The sequence below is a fragment of the Nocardia sp. CA-128927 genome, from assembly GCF_050955855.1.
Lineage (GTDB): Bacteria > Actinomycetota > Actinomycetes > Mycobacteriales > Mycobacteriaceae > Nocardia.
Genome location: NZ_CP192087.1, coordinates 7,011,631 through 7,026,403 on the forward strand (window position 1 = coordinate 7,011,631; position 14,773 = coordinate 7,026,403).

A 14,773-nucleotide genomic window follows, 5' to 3' on the forward strand; every position below is an offset into this window, starting at 1 on the left:
GCCGTTAGACCCGAATGCCGAGTGCGCCTGCGGCCGCGCGGGTGAGCTGGTCGGTCACCCGCTCGGCGGACCAGTGCTGGTGCACGCTGAGGTCGTAGACGACGCGTTCGTCGAAGATGGTGATCCACAGCAGGACCGCGTAGGTGCGGTCATCCAGAGTCGTCTTGCCTTCCCGGACAAGGGCGTCCAGCACGTCAGCGAGGATGTCGTGCATCGCGGTGATCGAGGGGTCGCCCGCGGCGAGGCGTTCGATGAAGCCCAAGTGACTGCGGATGTGGCGGACCGCAGGGCCCCACTGCCGCGCCTGGGTCACCCAGGTGCGGCAGAAGCGGTGGAATCGCTCGACCGGGTCGGTGGTCCGATCGATCGCCGCGAGCGCCTCCAGGAGTTGCTCGATCGCTCTGCGGTGGAACGCCTGCATCGCGTCCTGCGGGGTCGGGAAGTGCCGGTAGGCGGTGGCCACGCCGACGCCCGCCGCACCCGCCAGTTCGGGGATCGAAAACCCGATCCGTCCCTCGTCCAGCAGGTTACCGACCGCGTCGACCAGCACGGTCCGGCTGCGCTGGGCATCACTTCGGGTGTTCACCGCTGGCACACCTCCATCCTGCCCGCCGACCCGGCGGCAATGCCGCCGAACCGGATCGGCACGCTCGAGTAGAGAAGATCTTCTCAGTTCGCTACGCTATCAATCGAGAAGATCTCCTCACTTGGGAGGGTGGATGCGCTCAGCTGCTCCCGGCATGTTGCTCGTGCTGATCATGGCTCAGCCCAACATGGCGACCGGCATGATGCCGTACTACCGCCATGCCTGGGACCTGGCACCGCTGCTCACCACCGTCATCTTCGCCGCGTACCTGTTCGCGCTGACGCCGACGCTCTCCTTCATCGGCACCCCGCCCTCGCGCGCGGCCTGGTGGTGGCGGATCGGGCTGGGCAGCGCCTGCGGCATCGGCGCGGATCTCGCGATGAGCCTGGCCGATTCGGCCGGACCCGCCTGCGTGGCGCGGGTGCTCGCCGGGCTCTCGGTCGGGCTGGTCACCGGCTCGCCGGCCGGGCTGATCCTGGAGCGGTCCGGCGAAGGGGGCCGGACCGCGATGGCCACCGCGACCGTGCTCGGATCGGCGCTCGGCACGATTGCCGCCGCGTGGGTCGCCCAGTATCTGCCCGCACCCGGCGTGACGGTTTATCTCGGCCATGCGGTGCTGTTCGGCATTGTCGCGATAGTCGTGGTGCTCGATCGGAGTGCGCGCGATCGCGTTGTCGTCGGTGCGCGCGGCTCGGCACAGCCGTCCGTCGAGCCGCCAATCGCGGGATATCTCAACGGAATTGCCGCCTGGGTGTCGGCGGGACTGGTCGTCGCGCTGCTGCCGAGTTACGGCGCCGAGCTGCTCGATACCAGCAGCCTGCCGCTGCTGGCGCTGCCGGTCACGCTGTATCTGGTCAGCGCGTGGATCGTGCAGCGCGCGGTGCCACCCGGTGCACTGCCCGGCGAACCGATCGTCGGCCAGCTGGCCATCATCGTCGGCGTAGCGCTGGCCGCGACCGTGGCCGCGGCGCCGAATCTCGCCTTGCTGCTGGCGGGTGCGGTGGTCGCCGGTTGTGGGCAAGGCATCGCCTACCGCACCGGCCTGCGCATTGTCAGCGCCGCGACCCCGCCCGACCAGCATGCGCGGGTGGCCTCGCGCTACGCCGCTGTCGCCTACCTCTGCGCCGCCGTCGCCACCATCGGCTTCGGCGTCGTCGCCACCGTCGGCACGATGCAGGATGCCGTCATCGCCGCCGCGCTGGTGCTGCTCGCCGTCGCGGCGGCCACCGTACTCGTCCGGAAACGTGCAGTGCCGCACACCATTACGCCCGCACCCACCGAAGCGACCACGACAACCGCATAACTGGATATTCCTCGATATCGTCCATTTCGCGCAGAGCTGATGACCGCGGTCAAACGTGCCCTCGACCCCCTCGGATTGTTGAACCCGGGCAAGATCCTCGACTGATCGGCCTAGGCGCTGCTACTTCGCAGCGGAGACGCCATGTTCCGCAGCGAAGGACATGAGTCCTATTCCGCGATATTGGTTCATCAGCTGTGTGTACTTGCGCCGGTTGCGGGTCATCGGGGCGTCGACGAGCACATCGGGTAGCCAGCGGTAGGCGATTCGGAGTCCTCTTGTCAGGATGGCGAATTCGAGGTCGTGGCGGCGCGTCCATCGAATGGGGCAACAGCGCGGGCACCGGGGCGCATGACGCCGAAGCCCAGGACGAAACCGAGATAGCCCGCCAGCGGCCCGACAGCGGCCCACACGGGCGTAGCGGCGGCGGGCAGAAAGGTGGGTGGGGACGGTCGTCGGAGGAAGTCCACCACGTTCTGGACAGTGATGTTGGTTTCCAGCTTCTCGGCGACCATCCGGTCGTAGTAGGCACACAGCTCGGGGTAGCTTTCGACGAGTCGGGAACGACCGGGGAGTTGGAGTTCGTCGGTCATGTCCCGGTAGTGGTCCCAGGCGGCTTGTTTCTGGTCGTCGTCGAGTTGTTCGCCGGTGACGGCGAGGTATCCGCCCAGATGCATGAAGAACGTGCTGATCATGATCCAGTTCCAGGACTCGGGATTGAGCGCGCTGTAGCGGACACCGTTGTAGCCGACGCCTTTGACCGCACGGTGCAGTTGTTTGAGTCGCTGCATCTCCGCTCTGCGGTCGAGATCCTCAGCGGCGAAGGCGATCTGCTCGGACGCGGCTGTGCGTAGTGCCCGGTCCCATGGTGCGTTGCGGATGCGGCCGGTGTTCTCCAACGCCGCCGAGACCTCGGGCAGCATCGCTTGATCGAACAGCGCCGCCGCGAACAACCCCGCGAACACCGATCCGCCGAACCGCTCGAAGCGTTCGGCTACTCCGCCCGCCGGGATGTCGTTGACGGCCGAGGGCCGTTGCGAGGTCATGGAAACCGCGCTTGCCATCTGGTGGCCCATGGGACACGTCATCGGTGAACTCCTTTGTTCCGGCGCCCGACCAGGTCAGCTGACTGCGCCACATCCGCAATTCTGGTGCACACAAACACCAGAATAATGTGGTGTCAGAGTGCACCACATTGAGAGTTCGGTCAAGAGGTGAGGAAGAATGCTGAGGATGGCAGCAGCGACCCGGACCTACGGCGGTGTCAGCGCGGAGGAACGCCGCGCGGTTCGTCGTGCGGCGTTGCTCGAGGCCGCCCTGGATCTGTTCTGCGAAGGCGGCTGGAACCAGGTCACCAAGAAGGCCGTCTGCGCTCGCGCCCGCCTCAACGACCGCTACTTCTACGAACACTTCGCCGACCGCGACGCGCTGATCGAAGCGGCCGCGGCCGACGTCACCGCACAGGGACTCGAAGCCGTCGTCACGGCCACCATGCAAGCCGAACCCGATCTTGCCGCCCAGGTCAATGCCGCCGCCGTCGCCGCACTCGACTTCGTGGCCGCAGACCCGCGGCGCGGGCAGCTGCTGGTCGGCTCCTACACCGCCGAGGTCCTCCAACGCGCCCGCCAATCGAGCATCCGCACGATCGCCAACGTGATGTCAGCAATGACTCGTGACGCACTGGGTGAAGCCGCACCCGCCCCACTCGATACCGACATGGCCGCATACACCCTGGTCAGCGGCACCATGGAACTGGTGGCGGCCTGGGTGCGCGGCGAATTCATCACCAGCCGCGAACACCTCACAGCCCTCATCGCAGCAATGCTGTTGTCCGGCACCAACATCGCCAGCACCCTCCACAACCCTGAACAAGGCACGATCCAGATGCAGAAATAGGCGCTACCGCATCGTGCTCGCCGAATGCGGGGGCGCGGTGGTTCAATCGCTCGATGCGTGGTGACGAGATCCTCGGTCAGTGGAGTGTGGAGGCCGGGTATCACAACTCGATGGAGGACGAGCAGTTCGTCTTCTGGGGTGATGGTGTGGGGTTGGTGGAGTACGCGCGGCCGGGGGCAAGTGAGTGCGTGCTGTTCCGATGGGCGCGGACGGCGATTCGGACGGTGCGGCTCGAACCGTATCGGTGCGTCCGGCGCGACAGCGGTGCGGTTGTGGATGATGACGTGCCAGAGGTGGTCGAGATCGGTTATCGGATCGCGCGGGAGAAGCGGCCGTTGATCGGTGAGGTGCTGCCGGTGCTGTATCTGCCCGCTCCGTTCGCGGCGACTCCGGACAGCGGCTACGGGCTGATCACGCGGGAACCGGCGGTGCATTTCACGAACATGCGGCGCGCGAGTTCGTGAATCGAGGCATCCACGCCAATATCAATCGCCCCATGACTCCCCCGCCGCGTCGCCGTCACCGACCACATGCGAGACGAACCCGAACCGCAGTACCCACCCATTCCGTCGCCGCCGCGTCTCACCGTAGTAGCCGGGTCCTATCCGGCCAGACCACGGAGCAGACCCTCCAGATCGCGCTCGCCCGCGCGGGTCTGGGCACCGTTGGCCATTCCGCCGCGGATCAATCGCTCGGCCGCGGGACGGGCGAACGTGCCCGCCCAGGCGAGGTGCTCGCGCAGCAGGCCCTCGCCGAGGTCCTCGGGGGCGACGGCACGCTTGGCCGCCGCGATCACCCCCTCGGGCAGGGCCGCGATGTTGCGGGCGAGGCGGTCGACCAGGTCGTCGAGCTCGTCGGCGGGAACAGCCCGGTTGACCCAGCCGTAGCGCTGCGCGGTCTCGGCGTCGAACAGCTCGGCACCCAGCACCGCCTCCAGCGCGCGGTGCCGCCCGACTCGGGCGGCCAGGTACTGTGTGCCACCACCACCAGGGACGATGCCCATGAGCGCTTCGATCTGACCGATCCCTGCGCGACCGATCGCCGCGAACGACATGTCCGCGGCCGCAACGAATTCCGCTCCGCCGCCGCGCGCCATCCCGGCGAGTTTGACGATGGTCACCTGGGGTTGGTGCCGGAGCAATTCACCGAGGGCTTGGAAGACGTTGACGCCGTCCGGCAGGTCGGCCGCGAGTTCCGCGAAAGCGTCCGGTGTGTCGACCAGCGACATGTCGACGTGCGCGATGAAGAACTCCGGGTCGGCGCTGTCGAACACGATCACCCGAATCGAATCGTCGTCCCGCAGTGCGGCCAGCAGATTCCGCAGGTCGCTCATCAGGGCGACATTCAGCACGTTGACCGGCGGGTTGTCGAGCGTGACGTAGGCGATGCCTGCCGCACGGCGCACTCGCAGGGTCGTGTAGGCGTCTTGGTTCATGGAGATCTCCGATCCGTACCCGATAGGCATCTAGGTTCCCGATGCATACTTACCCTGCGGCGACGGGAGACCGGCGTCAATAACGCACTTTCAGCATCGTAAGGATTGCGAAGGATACCGATATGACCAGCTCTGACCCCGGCATCGTCTTCCGATCCGACTGCCCGAGCCGCCCGATCCTCGATCAGATCGCCGACAAGTGGTCGATGATGGTGATGACGATCCTCGAGGAGCCCCGCCGGTTCAACTAGATCAAGCGCCGCCTCGAAGGTGTGACCCAGCGGGTCCTGACCCAGACCCTGCGCCGTCTCGAACGCAACGGGATGATCGTTCGCCGCGTGCTGGCGACGTCCCCGGTCGGGGTCGAGTACTCGCGCACCCCGCTCGGCGAATCCCTGCAGGAGCCGTTCGACCGGCTATACGCGTGGACGGTCGCCAATGCCGACGAAATCCAAGCGTGCCAAATGGATTACGACCGAAGAGAACCCGCGCCGAACCCGTGACAGGCATGCCACTACATCGTCGGCGGGACCGGGCGTAGGTCCGCGAACACGGTGTGCCGGTCAACGGGCGGGGATGCGTTCGTGCAGGGTCAGCAGCAGGTGATCGAAAGCGGTCTGCTCCTGGGGCGGGCAGGGCGGCAAATCGTTGAGTTCGGCGATCAACTGCGTGGCGAGCGAACGCAATTTGACGTTGGTTTCCTGGGAGCGCCATTGCAGCACCCGGAATGCCTGGTCGCTGTTGATCCGGTAAATACGCATCAGTACACCCTTGGCCTGCTCGATCACCGCGCGGACTTCGAACAGTTCCGGCAGTGCGGTGTCGAGTGTTTCCTGACGCTGTTGATCGAAGGAGTCGGTGAGATCGATGAAGTAGCCGATGCTACCGATCGCGGTGCCGTTCTCGTCGGTCATGGTGTCGCCCAACACGATCACGTGACGAAGTGTTCCAGTGGCGTCGATGATGCGGTGGCGACTGCAGAACGGTTCGTGGTTTGCGGCGGATTTGGCGATCGCGTCGGCGACGTAGTCTCGATCGTCGGGATGTTTGTGCGAGAGCAGCAGCTCGGTGCTCGGGGTCGTCGAGCCGGCCGGGTAGCCGTGGATGGCAGCGACCTCGTCGGACCACTCCCACCGCTGTTCGTCGTACCAGAAGCGGAAGTTTCCGCTCGCTTGTGGTTTGCCGGTACCCATGACGCGCACGGCGTCACTCGCCGCGGGCGAGTTGGCTTCACCTGTGTGCCTCACCGCTCCAGTATGGCCACTACGAGCCGTGCTCGCCCAACCGCAGGCACCCATCGATACCTCGGGACACTAGGAAGAATCGGCCCCCAACCCGCGACGGTCCACGATTGCCCTTGTCGGTGGTGAAGTCGAGCCAGAGCTCGTTCTGTGGATTGGCATATCGCGCGTCCATGGACATCTTGTCCTTGGCGTTCGGGTCTTCCACATTCTGGTAGTGGAAACCGGAGTCAGCTGGTTTCGCGCCACAGGGCTTCAGGTGCGCGTGCGAGCCGTAGACGCGGTTGGGGAGCAAACCGCTGACGAGCAGGACGGCCGTAGTCTTCTCGTCGTCGCTGGCGACGACAACCATGGCACGGCTGCCAGTGGGGGCAAGCTTCTCGTCGTAGGTAACGGCGTCGGCGCCGTCCCGCCAGGGCGCGAAGGTCCCCGCGGCATAGATGGGTTCGGCGGCGCTCGCGGGCGCCGCCGGAATCAATAGAACGGCGGCAACGGCGCCGAGAAAGAGTAACCATTCAGGCTGTGGCTGGGTTCCAAGGGTTTCCGCTGATGGTGGCGTGGAGACCATCCAGGATGGGGGCGCCGTTTTTGCGCATGGTGGAGATGTAGCTGCGGATTCGCAGCCACGCTCGTGCCCCGTCGCTCGAGCGATGGCAGCCTGAGATCTTCAGCTGGGTTTTGACGGGTCGAAGATCGCGCTCGGCCTGATTATTTGTGAAGCCGACCTGCAAGTCGCGGGCGAAGCGCAACACCTCGTCCTCGCGGGACTTCAACCTGGTCAACAGGTTCCGGGTCTTGGACTGTTTCAGGCCGGCGCGACGGGGATTATCGGACAACCCGCACAACACCGCATGGCGCCACCGGTGCAGCAGTGGGTCGAGGACCTCGGCCGCGATGGCCGACCGGCCCAGCGCTCGTGCCTGGTGGGCGGCGGTGTTGAGCCCGTACAACGCGTCCAGCGCCGCGGTGGGCCAGGCGTTGGACGGATCGGCCTCACCGGCGGCGACCAACTCTCGCGCGATGTGCGCCCCGCACAAGGCGTGGACGGCGCCAGCGTAGTCCTTGCCGTCATACACCGACAGCGAATCATGCACGCACACACCGGTATAGCCGGGCAGGATCCCGAATTCATCCACCGCGACCCGTCCCCGGGACTTGTGCAGGAAATAGGCGGTCAACGTCGCGGTCGAGGCCACGTGCAGCCACATCTTCGAGCCGTTGACATTGATCGAGGTCTCATCCACATGCAGCAGATACGCCGCCATCAACTGCGCCCGGATCAACGCGTCGGTGTCGGCAAGTGCCTCACCGGTCGCGGCGATCACCGAACTGATCCACCCCGTCGACGGCCGCGCCCCGGTCACATCCGCGATCAACTCCGCGGCCCGCGCCACCGGAACATGCTGATATACCACGAGATAGCAAGCCAACGCCCGAAGATTCGGGCCGTACTGAACCGGTGCACTCACCCCGTCCGGGGCCGTCGCCGCGGTGACATGACCGCACCCGCACCGCACCGAGTGCAGGCGGTGCTCGAACACCGACGCCGCGATCACCTCGGGAATGTCGACCACCTGCCGCGCAGCCACTTTCACCGACTCTCGACCAGCCAGACCGCCGCCACAACTACCACACGCACCCGGCACGTAATCGCAGGAATCATCGGCAATCTCTTTGCGACGCAACGTGACACCCTGATCGCCGGACTGCTTGCCCGGCTTACGACCAGCCTTGCGCTGCTGGGCACGAGACAGGCTGCGGTTCAACCGATCACCAGAGGGCGCACGGTTGGAGTTCTTCGAGTTCTGCTTCGACTGCCGCTCGAGCTCAACGATCCTGGCCTGCAACTCCCCGATCAACCGCGCCTGCTCGGCCACAACCATGAGCAGTTGCTCAACAGTGGGCACGGGATCGGACACCCAGCAAGCTGACCAGTAGCCGGGCCCATAGTCAAGCCGCCACACCACTCAAACCATCAGTCACACAGGCTGAATGGTTACGAGAAAGAACGGCTTGTGATTCATGCGACCAGGCTCCGCCGCGGTAACAAACCACGTCAATGCACCCATGTGGGGAATGCCCGCGCCGGAAGGCCCACGCCCTGCTGGCGCGACCGATAGCGATAAGCATTGCGCGAGTGGGGATTTGGTCGCGGACCCACTATCGCCCGGGGCTCCTGGCCCGCTCGTACCGGCACGAGCGGGCCGGAAGACCGTGACGTCGGTCCGCGGTGACGGCGAGGAACGCGTCCTCGCCAGACCGTGCGGTGCTAGTTCCGCGCCGCCAGGATCTGGGTGAGGTAGTCCGGGGTGCCGTCGATGCGTTGCAAATGCGGGAAACGGAGTCCGTCGTGATAGTTCAGTTCAACGGTCCGTGTCTGATCGAAGTCTTTCACCTGCAGCCGGATCGGTGCGGGGGCTGTCTTGGCCGCCTCGATTGCGGCTTCCATCGTGGCCTGGGAATAGGGGGCGTCGTTGACCGAAACCACCGTCATCCCGGTGCCGACTTTCGCTTTGAATGCGGGTCCGTCCCATCGCACGTCGGTGACCTTGCCTTCACCGGACACGTTGATACCGATCGAGTAGGTGTAGTTGACGGCGCCCTTAGCGTCTTTCATCTGAGCCGCGAGTAAGGCACCTGGGTTGTTGTCGTAGACCAACTTCCACCCCGTCTTCTCGACACTTGCGCCGAACGGTTCCTTTCCGTCGAGGCGATCGCGCAGGTACTTCGCCCAATCGTCGGAGACCACGCCATCCAGCGTCGAGACGACGTCGTCGAAGTCGTAGGTGTTCTGCGACTCCCACTTACTTTCGTCGACACCGAAGAACGCGCGCGCGAAATCATCGAGTGACTTTGCGTTCCCCGACAATTCGCGGATACGCGCGTCCACCCCCAGCCACACCAGTTGCCCGCCCGAGTAGTAATCCTCGCTGAGCTGCCACGACCGATACGGCTTCGTACGCCGCTGAGCGATGATGGGGTCGTTGGTGGTGTCCTGCAGAGTGCGCCAGCTGAGTCCGGGCCGGTTATCGGTGTATACGGCGACTACCGAAGCCAACGCATCACGCGAGACTTCCGCAGGTCGCAAGCCGGACCGGCCGGTGAGCACGTTGCCCCAATACTGTGTCTGTCCCTCGTAGACCCACAGCAGGCTGTCTTGCATCGGGACGTTGTAGTTGGGTGTCCACAGGTCTGCCGGGCGTCGGAACTTGCCGTTCCAGGAATGGGTGTACTCGTGCCCGAGCAGATCGGCGCTGCCGACCGCGGGGTTCCACCCGGTGAAATAGTCCGTGGGTTGGCCGTTCTCACTGGATCGTTGGTGTTCCAATCCGTTGGAGCTGAGCTGATCCGACAACGACAGCAGGAAGTCGTAGTGGTCATAGTGTTGTGAGCCGTACAGTGCCACAGCCTGTTTCACCAGAGCCTTATGCAGCTCAATGTGCTCGGGCTTGGCTTCGAGTTGCTCCGGTGCGTCTGCGAATGCTTGCAGCCGCACCGGGGTTTTCGCGCCAGGAGCCAGGTCGAACTCCCGGTGATAGCGCCCCGCATACACGGGCGAGTCGACGAGGATGTCTAGCGGAACAGGCTTGTAATTCACGGTGTCGCCGGCCTTGTCGGCGACCTCCAGCGCGGTTCCGGCCTCGAATCCCGGCGGGTAGGTAACGCTCGCGACGAAGGGAATCTCACTGGCGGGAGCACCAGCCGGATAGAGGACCACGGCATTCCACTGCAAATTCAGCATATTCGGCGTCATCACCACGCGCCCTTGCGTGGAATCGGTGGGGGTGAGGTACTGGAAGCTCGCGTCAATTGATTCCACGCCGTCGGGCACAGTAACCTCGAGCGCATACACATTCAGCGGATCACGCTTCCACTCCAGCTTGTTCCCGGCGCCGGTGAAGGTGATTCCTGCGATCTTGTCGATCGGACCGGACGGAGAGTGGCTGCCGGGCAGCCACTGCGGATAAAGTAAATCTACCTCGCCCGACTCAACGGGGATCGTCTGTTTCACCTGAATCACGCGTTGCGGCAGATTGGTCATGTCGACCGCCACCGAGATCGCTTTCTGATTCGCCGGAGCTCCATCAGGCTTGTCGCGCAAGCCGAAGTAAAGCGAGCCTGCCAGGAGAATGAGAACGACGACGCCGACAACGCCGATAATACGAATCTTGGACAACAACACTCCCCAAGTCACAGACGATCTTGTCGTCACTACGAAATAGACGCAATACCCACCCAAGGCGACTGATGCTCATCGGCCGAGAATAGGACCTACCGATTGCCGTTATAAACAATGCAGCTTATAGTGGCAACAAATTCGCGTACGGTGCGGTCACCGCAACCGCCTGCCCTACCCCCTCCTCCGACGTCAACGCTTCGAATAGTTTGTTCGGGTCGGCGAGCGTCCCTTCTATACTGAACTAATTGTCGATCCTACGAGGGTTGGTATCGCAGCGTGCGAGGAGTGAGTGTGGGCTGCGTCATACCTGTCGCGCGGTGTGGTCGCCGACTGGCGAATCGGGCGGATATGGCGTAGCCCCGCTGGTAGGCACTGGTTTTGGTGCTCGAAGGCAGTGCTCGTCAGGCCGCCGGTCCTCGGCCCGGGCACGCTACTGGCGTGTCGTTGCTTTCTCAGTGGTCATCGACCGGACATCGGGGAGGGCGATGATCGCCAGGTTCACCACCGCGACCAGGACCGCCATGGTCAGGAGAGGGGCAGTGTTGCCGGTGACGGCGGCGATGGGTGCGGCGAAGGCCGTGCCGAGGGGGCGGGCGGCGAGTGACAGTAGGACGTCATAGGAATCGGCGCGGGCCAGAGCCTCGGGTGGGAACTCGCGTTGTATTGCGGTCTGCCACACCGTGTTCAGGAGCCCGACGCCGAGCATCGCGGCACCGTAGGTGATGGCGTCGACCCACACCGGGGCCAGCGTCGCGAAGCTGATCATCGGCAGGGCGAACAGGGTGCCGCACAACGATGTCAGTACGAGCGGGCGTTGCACTCGCAGCCGCGGTGCGATCAGCGCGCCGAGCACCACCCCGGCCATGCCTGCCTGATAGATGAGCACCCAGGACACCTCGCCGCCGAGTGATCGCACCGCGATGAGCGGGCCGAGCGTCATGAGTACGCCCGCGGCGAGATTCGAGACGCCGTGCCCGATCAGGTTGGACCAGAACCACGCGCGGCTGCGTACCTCGAACCAGCCCTCGGCCAGCTGCCGGAGGAACGAGACCGGATGCTCGACCACCGCGCGCGGTGCTATCCGGAGCCCGCCGAGGGTGCAGGCCGCCACTGCGAATACCGCGGCGGTAACGATGAATGTCCAACCGGGGCCGACTGTTACCGCGAGCACACCGGCGACACCCGGTCCGGCGACCAGGGTCACGCCGCGCACCACGCCGAGATAACTGTTGGCCTGCAACCGATGTGCCTGCGGGACGGTCGCGAAGATCAGTGGTGACATGGTCGGGGTGCCGAAGGCGACGCCGATGCCGGTGATCGCCGAGAGAATCGCCAGATCGGTGATTCGCACTACGCCGCTGAGCAATTCGAGGCCGATCCCGAGCTGCGCGAGCCCGCGCGTCAGGTCCGCGGCGAACGCCACCTTCTGCGGCGGGAATCGGTCAGCCAGCACTCCGCCGATCGGCAGTAATACCAACTGCGGCAACAACTCCGCAGCTAGGACGATGCCCAGGTCGCCGGCCCGGCCGGTGGCATCGATCACCGCGAGGGTGAGTGCCATCGGCACCAGTGCGGTAGCCAGGAACGACAGCGTGCGCCCGAGCATCAGCCTGCCGAAACCGGGTATCTGGCCCAGGGTTTGACTCATCGGCACACCTCGCACGCATACGACGGGAACGCCTCGAACAAGTGCGACAGCAAACGCACTCCTCGTCCCCCTGATTCCGAGTGGAAACAATACAATCGATCGCGCAGAGCCGTGGCAGCCGAATGCGCATGTGACTCGGATCACCGAAGCCCCGCTGGCGACAAGCCAAAACGACTGCCGCGGAACACAATCACCGGAACTACTCGCCACCTCGGTCCACTCCCCCAAACGGCCGACCAACGCGCGCCACTCGGCATGCGCGGATGACGCGGTGGGGCCTCACCGATGAGTTCGACCAGCGCGACCGGTCATAGTCAGCACAACGAACCTTCAGCCGCCCACGAGGGCGCTGTCACGACCACAGGAGATGCCGACCTATGCCGCACTCACAAGCCAGGATCCACCGGATGTTCGAGCTCGTCGAGCCGATAGCCACCGTCACCTTCTCCGAGGTGCCCAACGAGGCGTTCCTGGCCCTCGGCATGCGCAACTACTGGGACGGATACTTCGCTGGCCGGGCCGCACCGCTGGGGCTGGCACCGGCCGCCGTGGTGCACGCGGTCTTCTACAACTTCGCCGAAGGCGAAGTGGCACGCCACATCCCATGGGTCTGGGGCAAGATCACCCCGCAGGAGGCGATCGCCGTGCGCGAGCGAGCCAGCGCCGCCGCGCTGCGGCAGCGGATCGGGGAGCTCGCGGAGTCTCCCGATCTGGTGCGGGTCGCCGACCTCGCCACCCGAGCAGCGGTCAGCGCGCCGACCGAGGGGCGAGTGCTGTACGCCGGGCTCCGGGCGCTCGACGTGCCCGAGGAGCCGGTGGCCAGGCTCTGGCACGCGGCCACGCTGTTGCGGGAGTACCGCGGCGACGGCCACAACGCCGCTCTCCTCGCCCACGGGATCAGCGGTACCGCGGCCCACGTCCTCATGGCTCTCGCCCTCGGGATGCGGGCGGAGAAGTTCGGCCGGATCCACCACCTGCCCGAGGCCCAGCTGGCCGCTGTCGTCAACGGGCTGCGTGACCGCGGCCTCGTGAACGCCGCCGGCGGGTTCACCGACACTGGCCGGGAGACCAAGCAGCGGATCGAGGCCCGCACCGACGAGTTGGCGGCGCCGGCCTACGACGTGCTCAGCGCGGACGAGCTCGATGAACTGGTCGCGAGGCTCGAGCCGATCGCCGCCGCGGTACAGGCCGCCGACGACTGAGCGGTGGCGGCATGAGAGTGTCACCGCGCCACCGAGAAAACGCTCAACCGCTCGTCTGACCGACCACCAAACCCGGACCCGGGACTCGTCGAAGCGAGCCGGGCGCCGAATCGGCTACCAACTCATCTGCGGCGACCTCGTAGATGATCTCGAGGCCGTCCTCGTCGTCCCACTGCTCTCCGACCTCGACGAAGCCGTACTGCGATACCAACTGATACGAGGCCAGGTTGTCGGGGCTGATGGTGACTCGAACCGTTCGCACCTGGGGTTCGCGAGCGGCGCGGTGCAACAGCCGCTCCAGCGCCGCGCGCGCGTAGCCGCGTCGTCGGTACCTCAGCTGGACGGCATACCCGATCTCGACCATCCCCGATGCATCGGGAAGCCCGTGGAAGCCTGCCCGGCCCACGGCAATTCGCTCCTGTTCGTCCCAGATGACACCGGTGACCCAACCTGCGCTGGCCGGTTCCTGCTCTACCTGTGCACAACGCATCAACCACACTCGTCGCCACTCGGGGCCCGCGAAATGAGTCGTCAGCGGGACCGGGCTGGCCGCGTTCGCTGCCACGAGGTCGCCTGCGGCGAGCGCTTCGAACGTTCGGCGGTTCAAGTGCACTACACGCACATTCGGTAGAGAACCACATCCATCCGCAGCGACCTGACCATGAGACATGCGGCAAACCTCCCACACGCCCTCGGCCCGCGCATCCGATTATCCCGTCAACGGCATCTGCGTGCATTGGAAAGCCGTGTCTACCAACAGATCTGGAAGACGTACCGACACGCGCCACACGGCATTTCGCACGTTGGCGCCCTGAGTCCATCGGCGTGGCTGTAAACGTAATCGTCGGCCACCTGGTTGATGCCGGACAGAGTTTCTACTGCGTCGAGCCAGCGAACAGCGTCGTCATCGCCAGTTGTGAGTCCCTGTACTCGGTCAACTCCCGCAACTGTCCGTCGGACATGTGGCAGACCCAGCAGTAGATGTTGTCGTAGGGGCGTCCCTCCGTGGTGGCATGGCCATGGAATTGGACCACGTAGTCGCCCTCGGCGATGAACCGGTCCGCGGTGGCGACGAATGGGCCGGTGGATCGGCCGTCGACGGATCCGAGGAAGTTCTCTATCGCCTGCTTACCGGCATAGGTTCCCGACCAGGGTGTCGTACCGAGTACGGTCCATCGGCAGTCCTCGGCGATAAGTTTGTGAAGATACGCGGTGTTGCCTTGTGCGAGGTCGGCGAAAGCCGCCATCATCAGCTGCTTGTTGTCATCGGCACTCATAACTCGTC

At 65.1% G+C, this 14,773-nt stretch carries 17 protein-coding genes; 7 read left to right on the plus strand and 10 right to left on the minus strand.

All coding sequences use genetic code 11. The annotated features are described in order from the left end of the window. Window positions 1-4: 4 nt before the first annotated feature. Window positions 5-586: a TetR/AcrR family transcriptional regulator gene (locus ACQPW1_RS32110; protein ID WP_433655502.1), complete on the minus strand. Its 582-nt coding sequence runs from the start codon at window positions 584-586 to the stop codon at window positions 5-7. A 133-nt stretch (window positions 587-719) separates the two neighbouring features. On the opposite strand from ACQPW1_RS32110, the gene ACQPW1_RS32115 reads away from it, so the two are divergent. Together ACQPW1_RS32115 and ACQPW1_RS32120 are read left to right on the plus strand one after the other, a co-directional pair. Then, the gene (locus ACQPW1_RS32115) at window positions 720-1,889 is read left to right on the plus strand and encodes a hypothetical protein (RefSeq protein ID WP_433655504.1); all 1,170 of its coding nucleotides are present in this window, start codon (window positions 720-722) and stop codon (window positions 1,887-1,889) included. A 36-nt stretch (window positions 1,890-1,925) separates the two neighbouring features. After that, window positions 1,926-1,994 carry an FAD-linked oxidase C-terminal domain-containing protein gene (locus tag ACQPW1_RS32120; RefSeq protein WP_433665385.1) on the plus strand — a complete coding sequence of 23 codons (69 nt, stop codon included), beginning with the start codon at window positions 1,926-1,928 and terminating at the stop codon, window positions 1,992-1,994. A 173-nt stretch (window positions 1,995-2,167) separates the two neighbouring features. On the opposite strand, the gene ACQPW1_RS32125 is transcribed toward ACQPW1_RS32120, so the two are convergent. Next, entirely contained in the window at window positions 2,168-2,974 is an 807-nt protein-coding gene (locus tag ACQPW1_RS32125) for an oxygenase MpaB family protein (RefSeq protein ID WP_433655506.1), read from the minus strand. A gap of 145 nt (window positions 2,975-3,119) precedes the next feature. Here ACQPW1_RS32125 and ACQPW1_RS32130 point away from each other — a divergent pair, with 145 nt between their 5' ends. Beyond that, complete coding sequence (locus tag ACQPW1_RS32130; protein ID WP_433655508.1) at window positions 3,120-3,782, plus strand: TetR/AcrR family transcriptional regulator; 663 nt, start codon at window positions 3,120-3,122, stop codon at window positions 3,780-3,782. Window positions 3,783-3,835: 53 nt separating this feature from the next. Continuing rightward, window positions 3,836-4,246 carry a hypothetical protein gene (locus ACQPW1_RS32135; protein ID WP_433655510.1) on the plus strand — a complete coding sequence of 137 codons (411 nt, stop codon included), beginning with the start codon at window positions 3,836-3,838 and terminating at the stop codon, window positions 4,244-4,246. A gap of 137 nt (window positions 4,247-4,383) precedes the next feature. Here the strand turns inward: ACQPW1_RS32135 and ACQPW1_RS32140 are convergent, their stop codons facing one another. Next, entirely contained in the window at window positions 4,384-5,217 is an 834-nt protein-coding gene (locus tag ACQPW1_RS32140; RefSeq protein ID WP_433655512.1) for an enoyl-CoA hydratase/isomerase family protein, read from the minus strand. 122 nt (window positions 5,218-5,339) lie between these two features. On the opposite strand from ACQPW1_RS32140, the gene ACQPW1_RS32145 reads away from it, so the two are divergent. Both ACQPW1_RS32145 and ACQPW1_RS32150 read left to right on the plus strand, forming a co-directional pair. Then, window positions 5,340-5,468, plus strand: a complete 129-nt coding sequence (locus ACQPW1_RS32145) for a winged helix-turn-helix transcriptional regulator (RefSeq protein ID WP_433655514.1) — start codon at window positions 5,340-5,342, stop codon at window positions 5,466-5,468. Next, the gene (locus tag ACQPW1_RS32150) at window positions 5,469-5,720 is read left to right on the plus strand and encodes a winged helix-turn-helix transcriptional regulator (RefSeq protein ID WP_433665386.1); all 252 of its coding nucleotides are present in this window, start codon (window positions 5,469-5,471) and stop codon (window positions 5,718-5,720) included. It abuts the gene before it with no gap. A gap of 60 nt (window positions 5,721-5,780) precedes the next feature. Here ACQPW1_RS32150 and ACQPW1_RS32155 read toward each other — a convergent pair whose 3' ends face one another. The 5 genes from ACQPW1_RS32155 to ACQPW1_RS32175 form a co-directional block, all read right to left on the minus strand. Beyond that, on the minus strand, window positions 5,781-6,410 hold the full coding sequence (locus ACQPW1_RS32155; protein WP_433665387.1) for a PAS and ANTAR domain-containing protein: 630 nt from the start codon (window positions 6,408-6,410) through the stop codon (window positions 5,781-5,783). Between the two features lie 70 nt (window positions 6,411-6,480). Continuing rightward, window positions 6,481-6,936 carry a hypothetical protein gene (locus ACQPW1_RS32160; protein ID WP_433655516.1) on the minus strand — a complete coding sequence of 152 codons (456 nt, stop codon included), beginning with the start codon at window positions 6,934-6,936 and terminating at the stop codon, window positions 6,481-6,483. 37 nt (window positions 6,937-6,973) lie between these two features. Continuing rightward, window positions 6,974-8,365, minus strand: a complete 1,392-nt coding sequence (tnpC, locus tag ACQPW1_RS32165) for an IS66 family transposase (protein WP_433655073.1) — start codon at window positions 8,363-8,365, stop codon at window positions 6,974-6,976. A gap of 362 nt (window positions 8,366-8,727) precedes the next feature. After that, window positions 8,728-10,641: a M61 family metallopeptidase gene (locus ACQPW1_RS32170; RefSeq protein WP_433655518.1), complete on the minus strand. Its 1,914-nt coding sequence runs from the start codon at window positions 10,639-10,641 to the stop codon at window positions 8,728-8,730. Between the two features lie 427 nt (window positions 10,642-11,068). Next, window positions 11,069-12,286, minus strand: coding sequence for an MFS transporter (locus ACQPW1_RS32175; protein WP_433655520.1), 1,218 nt, complete (start codon window positions 12,284-12,286; stop codon window positions 11,069-11,071). Window positions 12,287-12,693: 407 nt separating this feature from the next. Here ACQPW1_RS32175 and ACQPW1_RS32180 point away from each other — a divergent pair, with 407 nt between their 5' ends. Further along, window positions 12,694-13,488 carry an SCO6745 family protein gene (locus ACQPW1_RS32180; RefSeq protein ID WP_433655522.1) on the plus strand — a complete coding sequence of 265 codons (795 nt, stop codon included), beginning with the start codon at window positions 12,694-12,696 and terminating at the stop codon, window positions 13,486-13,488. A gap of 43 nt (window positions 13,489-13,531) precedes the next feature. Here the strand turns inward: ACQPW1_RS32180 and ACQPW1_RS32185 are convergent, their stop codons facing one another. Next, entirely contained in the window at window positions 13,532-14,053 is a 522-nt protein-coding gene (locus ACQPW1_RS32185) for a GNAT family N-acetyltransferase (protein ID WP_433655524.1), read from the minus strand. A gap of 310 nt (window positions 14,054-14,363) precedes the next feature. Next, window positions 14,364-14,765, minus strand: coding sequence for a nuclear transport factor 2 family protein (locus ACQPW1_RS32190; protein WP_433655527.1), 402 nt, complete (start codon window positions 14,763-14,765; stop codon window positions 14,364-14,366). Between the last annotated feature and the right edge of the window lie 8 nt (window positions 14,766-14,773).